Source organism: Phenylobacterium sp., from assembly GCF_004799395.1.
Taxonomy (GTDB): domain Bacteria; phylum Pseudomonadota; class Alphaproteobacteria; order Caulobacterales; family Caulobacteraceae; genus Phenylobacterium.
In genome coordinates, this window is the sequence record NZ_SSMZ01000328.1 from 1 (window position 1) to 7,759 (window position 7,759).

Below are 7,759 nucleotides of genomic sequence, written 5' to 3' on the forward strand. Positions count from 1 at the left end.
GCCTGATGCTGGCCGCGGTGCACGACAATGTCGACGTGACCCTGGAGCTCCTCGGCAACGACTCGATGATCACCCGGGCGCGCAACACGTTGGTCGCCACGGCGCTCGACAACACCTTGGCTACCCACCTGCTGTTCATCGACGCCGATATCGGTTTCTCGCCGGTTCAGGTCGGGCGGATGCTGCGCTTCGACCGCGAGGTGGTGGCCGGCATGTATCCGCTGAAGATCGTGCACTGCGACCCTTCGGTGTTCGAGCGCATGGTCGACGGCGAGGCGCTGGAGACCGCCCAGATCCGATATGTGGGCGCGCCTTGCGGCGAAGAGCACCGGCGCGAATTCGACGGTTTCGTCACCGCGGAGTTCGCCGGCACCGGCTTCATGCTGATCAAGCGCGGCGCCCTGGAGAAGATGATCGCCGCCTATCCACAGCTGAAGTACCAGGCCGCGCACGACCGCGCCCAGCCCAGCGGCAGCGCGCACCAGTACGCCTTCTTCGAGGGGACCATCGACCCGGAGAGCGGCGATTATCTCAGCGAGGACTACACCTTCTGCCGCCGCTGGCGGGCGATCGGCGGGGAGGTCTGGCTCGACACCCGCAGCAAGCTGATGCACGTCGGCCCCCGTGAATTCGTCGGCGACGCCGAGGCGCGCTTCCGGCTTTAGTCGCGCAATCCCGCGCCGATCACGCAGGAGACCCGCCCGTCGCGGATGGCGACCGTCGCGGAATGGCCGACGCCGGGTTCGAACAGCACCTTGCGGTCGCCGACCGTCACCTCGACCGCCGCCGGCGCATCGAAGTTGCAGACCGGGAAGGTCGCCTTGGAGAATACGTTCTCAACCGGAACCGCCGCGCAGAAGGCGTCGCCGATCTGATAGGCGAAGCCGATCCCCTGGAAGACGAAAGGCGCCGGCGGCCTGGCGCCGCGGGTGGCGGGCGAGGGCGTCAGGGCCACCGGGCAGGCCGGGCCCCTCACCAGCCATTCGCGCAGGCTCGCCCGGTGCGTCGCCCAGGTGCCAACGCCGACCGAGATCGGGATGCTGGCGATCGTGGCGAGCAGCACGACGATGCCCACGGCCTGCAGCCGGGCGACCGGCGATCGCCGCCGGCTCGGCCCGATGGGGTGGCTGAAGCGTTCGCTGCTTGGCGGCGGGGCGCCGGGTGCCGAAATCATGAACTACATATGTAAATCGACTTTTGCGGCGTGGCTAGGGCATCTTCGCGCCGCCTCGACCGGCCTAGCGATGATCCTCGCCGGCCTTGCGCATCGCACTGGCGATGGTGGCGCGTTGCTGCGATCCGGACTCGCGGGCTTCGACCGAATAGAGTCCGGTCAGCAGCGCCAGGTCCTGCGGCGTCGCGGCGTCCGGCGGGTCGTCGCAGCCGTCGGCCATGCGGTTGAGGATCGTCGGCGTGGCGTTGCAGCGGTCCAGCCCCTGCCACTTGGCCAGCGCCAGCACGGCGATGTAGTCGGCGACCATCTCGATCTTCACCCCGGCCAGCTTGTTGGTATCGGCCAGGATCAGGCTGTGGACCACCTCGGCGCTCATGTCGTTGCCGAGCCGGCTGCCGGCGCGGCCCATGGGCCTGTCGCCGCAGGAGCCCACGTAGGTGTCGCCGACGTTGGCCGGGCAGGGGTTTGCCACTTCCAGCCAGCTGTTGCCGGTCGTGTCGCGGGTGCGGGTCACGTACCAGGCCTGAATGGGTCGATCGACGGTGGTGAGCTTCTTGGTCTGGGCCAGGAAGTGGAAGCCCAGCAGGACGTCCTTGCGCTTGGCGATGTCGTCAAGTTGGGCCTGCGGGTTGGGCGTGAAGACCACATTCACATTGGGGGTGCAGGTGGCGGCTCTGGCGATGGGCGCGTGGACCTCCGCCGCGACGTCGATCAAGTGCTTGGCGATGAAGGCGTCGAACTCCGGCGGCAAGCCCACGACCTTGACGCAAACCTCGTCGCGGAACCGCGCGAGCTGACCGGAGAAGGCGCTGTCCGGCAGGTGCTGGCGGACGAACTGCGTCGTCGGATCGACCAGCGGGTTTTCCTTCTGGGGCGCATTCACCGTGACGCCACTGACCGTCGCCGCCGGCGCGGCCTTGGAGGCGGGCGCGGGCTCGGTCTGTTTGGCCGCCGCTACGCCGGCGCCGATCTGCATCGCCGCCAGGCCGGCCAGGAGGAGGGTCCGCTTCATGTCTGGCTCCTAGTGGCGGGAGTCGGAGGCGGCGCCGGCCGCCTTGCGCATGGCGTCGGCGATCTCGGCGCGCTGCAGCGTGCCCACCTCGCGCGGGTTGACCTGATAGAGGCTCGTCAGCAGGGCCAGGTCGCCCGGGGTGGCGGCCTCTGGCCTATCCTCCGCGCTACAGCCGTCGGCCATCAGGTTCAGGATCGTCGGCAGGCCGGAACAGCGCTCCATCCCCTGCCAGCGCGACAGCGCCAGCACCGCGATATAGTCGGCGATGGCGTCGATCTTCTCGCCGGCCACTTTGTTGGCATCGGCGATGATCAGGCTGTGCACCAGTTCGGACGAGAGGTCGTTGCCCAGCCGGCTGCCGGCCTTGCCGATGATCGCAGGCGCGCTGACGTCGCACGGCGGCCGAAGCGGGTTGGAGGAAATGCAGGGCGTGGCCTCGTTCAGTTCGAGCATCTTGTTCCCGGTGGTGTCTTCGGTGCGGGTGACGTACCAGGCCTGCACCGGCCGGCTGAAGGTGCTGAGCTTCTTCATTTCCGCCTGGAAGTGGAAACCGAACAGGATATCGCGCCGCCGGGCGATGTCCTCAAGCTGGGCCTGGGGCGCCGCGGAGAAGATCACGTTGACGTTCGGCGTGCAGCCGGGTTTCGGATCGATCGGGGCGTTGACCTCCCGGGCGACGTCGAGGACGCGCTTGACGATGAAGCCGGCGTACTGATCGGGCAGGCCCACCACCTTGACGCAGATCGGGTCGTGGAAGCGGGCGTATTGCGCGAAACGGCTGGTGGGCAAGCGCTGGCGCACGAACTCAGTGGTGCGGTCGATCAGCGGACTCTGTGTCGCGGGCCCCTCGACGGTGATCCCGCTCACTGTCGACGCTGGCGGCGGCGGCTTGGACGAGGTGGGCGAGGTCTGTTTCGCCGCCGCGCTCGCCGCCACGGTCGCAGCACACGCCAGGACCACCAGGACCAGCCATCCTCCTCGCATTCACGAACTCCTATTGATGCTCGGCGGCGGTGGCCTTGCGGATCGCGCTGGCGATGGTGGCGCGCTGCTGCGATCCGGACTCCCGCGCCTGTACCGAATAGAGCCCGGTCAGCAGGGCCAGGTCCTGGGGCGTCGCGGCCTCGGGCTTCGCGTCGGGGTCGCAGCCGTCGGCCATCAGGTTGAGGATGGTCGGCATCGAGCTGCAGCGGTCGAGCCTCTGCCAGCGGGCCAGCGCCAGGACGGCGACATAGTCGGCCACCGCCTCGATCTTCTCCCCGGCCACCTTGTTGGCGTCGGCGATGATCAGGCTGTGTACGACCTCGGCGCTCATGCCGTTGGACAACCGGCTGCCGGCGCGTCCGTGGGGCGGGTCGAGGAACGACGTCGGGTCATGGATCTCCAGCCAGCTCTTGCCGGTGTCATCGCGGACGCGGGTCACGTACCAGGCCTGGACCGGCCGGCGGAACGTCGCCAGCCGTTTCAGATTGGCGGCGTTCCAGTAGAACCCGAGCAGGATGTCCTTGCGCCTGGCGATGTCGTTCGCCAGCGCCTGCGGCCTGCTGGTGAAGATCACATTGACGTTGGCCTTGCAGTCGCTGGCCTTGGCCATCGGCGCATGCGCCTGGGCGGCGATCTCGACGATCCGCCTGGCGATGAAGGCGCCGTATTCGTCCGGAAGGCCCACAACCTTGACGCAGATATCGTCGCGGAAGCGCGGATATTGCTCGGAATTCTGGCTCTGCGGCAGGCGCTGGCGCACGAACTCGCTGGCCGGATCGACCAGCGGATTGTCCTTCTTCGGGGCGTCGACCGTGACCCCGCTGACCGTCGGCGCCTTGGCGGCGGGCGCGGGCTCGGTCTCCTTGGCCAGGGCGGGAATGGCGAGCGCCAGGGCCGCCAGGCCGGTCAGCAGCCACCATTTCCGAGCCATGCCGCGCGCCTCGCCGGATACCGCGTTCGCCCAGGACGATACGTCGGGGCCCAGTCGGGCGCGACTGGAAAAGAACATCGGTCTGGCGTGTCTTGCGCCCTGCCCGGAAGGTAGTCTTGCACCCCTCCTTAACCATCCGGCGCGAAAACGGGGACATGGTTAAGGATATGCCACGCGTGAAGCTCGCCCTGGTGATCGACGACAGCCGGGTGGTGCGCAAGGTCGCCCGCCGGATCCTCGAGGACCTGGACTTCGAGGTGGCGGAGGCCGGCGACGGCGCCGAGGGTCTGGCCTGGTGCCGCACCGAGATGCCCGACGCCGTCCTGCTCGACTGGAACATGCCGGTGATGGACGGGCTGGAGTTCCTGCAGCGTCTGCGGCAGGAGCCGGGCGGGGACGCGCCCCGGGTGGTGTTCTGCTCGGTGGAGAACGACCTCGACCGCGTCCGCTCGGCGCTGGACGCCGGCGCCGACGAGTACATCATGAAGCCATTCGACGGCGATATCGTCGCCTCGAAGCTGACGCTTGCAGGCGTGCTGTGACGCCGCAGGACCGCGAGCTGATCGCCCGCCTGAGCGCCGAGCGCGCAGGCCTGAGGGTCGATCCCGACAAGACCTATCTCCTGGAGAACCGCCTTGCGCCGGTGGCGCGGCGCGAGGGCTTCGCCTCGGTGCATGACCTGGTGGCCGCCATCCGCGACCGCGACGACGACCGCCTGGCGTGGCGGGCGGTGGAGGCCATGTCGCCCACCGAGACGGCCTTCTTCCGTGAGCCGCGGACGTTCGAATGCGTGGTGAGCGAAGTGCTGCCGGACCTGGCGATGCGGCGACCCGGCGGGACTATTCGCCTGTGGTCGGCCGCCTGCGGCGGCGGCCAGGAAGTCTATTCCCTGGCCATGGCGCTCAGCGAGTCGTCGCCGCCCGGCGTGACCGTCGAGGTGTTCGCCTCCGACCTCTGCGAGCGGCGCCTGGAGAAGGCCCAGGCCGGCGTCTACAGCCAGTTCGAGGTGCAGCGCGGCCTTTCGGCGCGACGGTTGGTGACCCACTTCGAAAGTCTTGACGACGGCTTCGTGCTTTCGCCGCGGGTGCGCCAGATGGTGCGCTGGCGGCGCGTCAACCTGATGGAGGACCTAAGCCGCCTGGGTCAGTTCGACCTGGTCCTATGCCGGGGCGTCCTGGGCCACCTGCTGGAAGACGCCCGCGCCCGAGTGCTGAGCGGTCTAGAGCGCACCCTCGCGCCGGGCGGCCGTCTGGTGCTGGGGGCCGGCGAAAGCGCCCCGGGACTGAGCCCCGTGGCTGACCGTCCCGGTTTCCACGGACGCGCCTCCGCGGCGCGGGCGGCGGCCTAGCGCCCCTCGCAAAAAAGAAAACCCCGCCGCAATGCGACGGGGCTTCCCAGAAGCGGGTTGTCGAAGACGGCTTAGTGCTTGGCGTCGTCGGCGGTGTTGGTCACGGCGTGACCGGCGTCGGTGACGTCCTTGCCGGCGCCGGCGACGGTGTTACAGGCGGCGACGGCCAGACTGGCGGCCAGGGCGGCGAAAATCACGAACTTACGCATAGGGGTTTCTCCGGGGGTGTAAAACTTGCCCCATGACAACCCCTATGCTGCCGCTTGGTTCCCTGCGGTCGCTGCGTCTGTCGCCGGCGGGTCGGCGGCCGGCGTCGGGAAGAACAGGCGCGCGGTGACGCCGCCGGCCTCGTTCAGCGTCAGTTCGGCGCGGCCGCGCAGTTGGCGGGCGAAGGCGGTCATCAGGGTTCGGCCGACGCCGGACTTCGCAAGCGCTCCCTCGGGAGGCGTGCCGTCGTCGGAAATCGCCAGCTCCGCCTCCTCGCCACGCACCCGGAAGTCGAGGGTCAGCACCCCGCCGCGGGCGCCGAAGGCGTGCTTCTGGGCGTTGGTGATCGCCTCGACGGCGAACAGCGCCAGCGGCGCCAGACGGTCGGGGTCGATCACCAGGGCGTCGACCGAAAGTTCGGTGCGCACCGGCGGCCCGGAGCTGATCTCGCCCGCCACCAGTTGCGCGGTGAGTTCCTCCAGGAAGGGGCGCAGGTCCACCCGCTTCAAGTCGGGGCCCTGGTAGAGGGCGCGGTAGATCAGCGCCAGCGCGGTGATTCGCTGACGGGTGTCGCTCATGGCGGCCCGCGCCGCCGGGTCGGTGAGCGCCCGCTGCTGCATGTTCAGGAGCGAGGAAATGACCTGCAGGTTGTTCTTCACCCGGTGGTGGATTTCGCGCATCAGCGCGTCCTTCTGGGCGAGATTGTCGCGCAGGGAGGCGTCGCGCCCGACGATGGCGTCGGCCATCTGCTCCAGGGTCTCGGCCAACTCGCGGATCTCCGGCGGCATCTGCTCGGCCTGCACGGGACGCACCGAGAGCCGCCCGCGGGCGTAGAGCGCGGCGATGCGCTGCAGATAGGCGATCCAGCGGACCACCACCCGATCGGTGACCAGGAGCACCGCGGCGAGCGCCAGACCGAAGGTCATCAGCGGGAAGAGGATGCCGGACAGGGGGTTCAGTCGCGCCCAGGAAAAGATGCCCGGCGACTGGGCCGACAGCACCACATAGACCTCGTCGCCTGCCACCGGGGCGGCGGCGTAGACCCGGCGCTCGCCGCGCGAGTCGGCGCCATACCAGATCAGCGCCCCGTTCAGCCGCACCTGGTCGCGCCAGCCGGCTGGCAGCGGCGGGAAGGCCCTGCCGTCGGTCTCGGAAATGTAGTGGCCGGCTGAATCCGTCAGCGCCACGTCGGCGTGCGCCGGCAGCGTCGGGTCCGACACCGAAGGTTCGAGGCTGGCCAGGGTGATCACCGCGGCGAAGGCGCCGTCGAAGGCGCCGTCCGGCGTGTCGGCTCGGACCGCGGCCAGCACCGCCGGCTGGGCTGCCGAGGTCGCGCCGAGGTCGCGGGTGATCACCAGCTGATCGCCGCCCGCCAGCCGCTGGAACCAGGGCTTCAGTGTCCGCTGAGCGTCGATCGGGACCTCGGCGGCCGCACAGGCGACGCGGCCCCGCCGATCGAAGCGCACCAGGTTGGCGTAGCCGGGGATGCGCCGCGTCACCTCCGCCAGCCGGTCGGCGCACTGGTAGCCGATGGCCCCGGGCGCGAGCGTCTGCAGCAGGATGCCGGCGCCTTCCATGCGGCTGCGTGCGGTGGCCGCGCTGCGCTCGGCAGCGAAGCCCAGGTTCTGGCGAAGTGCGATACGTTCGCGGTTGAAGGCGATCGCCGACTGGGCCACGCCGAGGATCAGCACTGGAAGCAGCGCCGCCGCGAGCGCCGCCGTCAGACGGACCCTGATCGTGCTCAGCGAACCCCAGGCAAGACGGGTCATGGAGAGCCGAGTTCCGTCCTCAACGGACGGTGCTTAGCCGCTCCGCATCCGCCAGGATAGCTCGCATGGCGTCCCCCGCCGACGCGCCGTCGCGGTCGTAGGAGCCTGACTCCAGGATGCCGTGCAAAGCTCGCCGCGCCCGGCTGACGCGGCTCTTCACCGTGCCCACTGCGCAGTCGCAGATCTCGGCCGCTTCCTCGTAGGCAAAGCCGCCGGCGCCGACGAGGATCAGAGCTTCACGCTGTTCGGCCGGCAGCATGGCCAGGCCCTGGCGCAGCTCGTCGAGCGCCACCGGCGCCTCCGGATCGTCCACCGCCACCAGGGTCCGCTCGGC

General features: G+C 69.5%; 10 protein-coding genes. 3 read left to right on the forward strand and 7 right to left on the reverse strand.

The annotated features are described in order from the left end of the window. Positions 1–665: hypothetical protein (locus tag E8A12_RS21005; RefSeq protein ID WP_293372510.1), on the forward strand; the 665-nt coding region annotated here is incomplete at its 5' end. Here the strand turns inward: E8A12_RS21005 and E8A12_RS21010 are convergent. The 4 genes from E8A12_RS21010 to E8A12_RS21025 all read right to left on the reverse strand — a co-directional run bounded on the left by E8A12_RS21010 (position 662) and on the right by E8A12_RS21025 (position 4,101). Next, positions 662–1,174: a hypothetical protein gene (locus tag E8A12_RS21010; protein ID WP_293372512.1), complete on the reverse strand. Its 513-nt coding sequence runs from the start codon at positions 1,172–1,174 to the stop codon at positions 662–664. The genes E8A12_RS21005 and E8A12_RS21010 overlap by 4 nt on opposite strands. 64 nt (positions 1,175–1,238) lie before the next feature. Continuing rightward, complete coding sequence (locus E8A12_RS21015; RefSeq protein WP_293372514.1) at positions 1,239–2,186, reverse strand: hypothetical protein; 948 nt, start codon at positions 2,184–2,186, stop codon at positions 1,239–1,241. 9 nt (positions 2,187–2,195) lie between these two features. After that, on the reverse strand, positions 2,196–3,170 hold the full coding sequence (locus E8A12_RS21020; RefSeq protein ID WP_293372516.1) for a hypothetical protein: 975 nt from the start codon (positions 3,168–3,170) through the stop codon (positions 2,196–2,198). Between the two features lie 10 nt (positions 3,171–3,180). Further along, on the reverse strand, positions 3,181–4,101 hold the full coding sequence (locus E8A12_RS21025) for a hypothetical protein (protein ID WP_293372518.1): 921 nt from the start codon (positions 4,099–4,101) through the stop codon (positions 3,181–3,183). 176 nt (positions 4,102–4,277) lie between these two features. Here E8A12_RS21025 and E8A12_RS21030 point away from each other — a divergent pair, with 176 nt between their 5' ends. After that, entirely contained in the window at positions 4,278–4,643 is a 366-nt protein-coding gene (locus E8A12_RS21030; protein WP_293372520.1) for a response regulator, read from the forward strand. Beyond that, the gene (locus E8A12_RS21035) at positions 4,640–5,449 is read left to right on the forward strand and encodes a protein-glutamate O-methyltransferase CheR (RefSeq protein WP_293372522.1); all 810 of its coding nucleotides are present in this window, start codon (positions 4,640–4,642) and stop codon (positions 5,447–5,449) included. Before E8A12_RS21030 ends, E8A12_RS21035 begins: the two co-directional genes overlap by 4 nt. A 71-nt stretch (positions 5,450–5,520) precedes the next feature. Here E8A12_RS21035 and E8A12_RS21040 read toward each other — a convergent pair whose 3' ends face one another. The 3 genes from E8A12_RS21040 to E8A12_RS21050 form a co-directional block, all read right to left on the reverse strand. After that, positions 5,521–5,658, reverse strand: a complete 138-nt coding sequence (locus E8A12_RS21040; protein WP_293372524.1) for an entericidin A/B family lipoprotein — start codon at positions 5,656–5,658, stop codon at positions 5,521–5,523. Between the two features lie 42 nt (positions 5,659–5,700). Next, positions 5,701–7,425 (reverse strand): sensor histidine kinase, encoded by a 1,725-nt coding sequence (locus E8A12_RS21045; RefSeq protein WP_293372526.1) that lies wholly within the window; start codon positions 7,423–7,425, stop codon positions 5,701–5,703. A gap of 19 nt (positions 7,426–7,444) precedes the next feature. Next, the coding region (locus E8A12_RS21050) for a sigma factor-like helix-turn-helix DNA-binding protein (RefSeq protein WP_293372528.1) at positions 7,445–7,759 on the reverse strand (315 nt) is incomplete at its 5' end.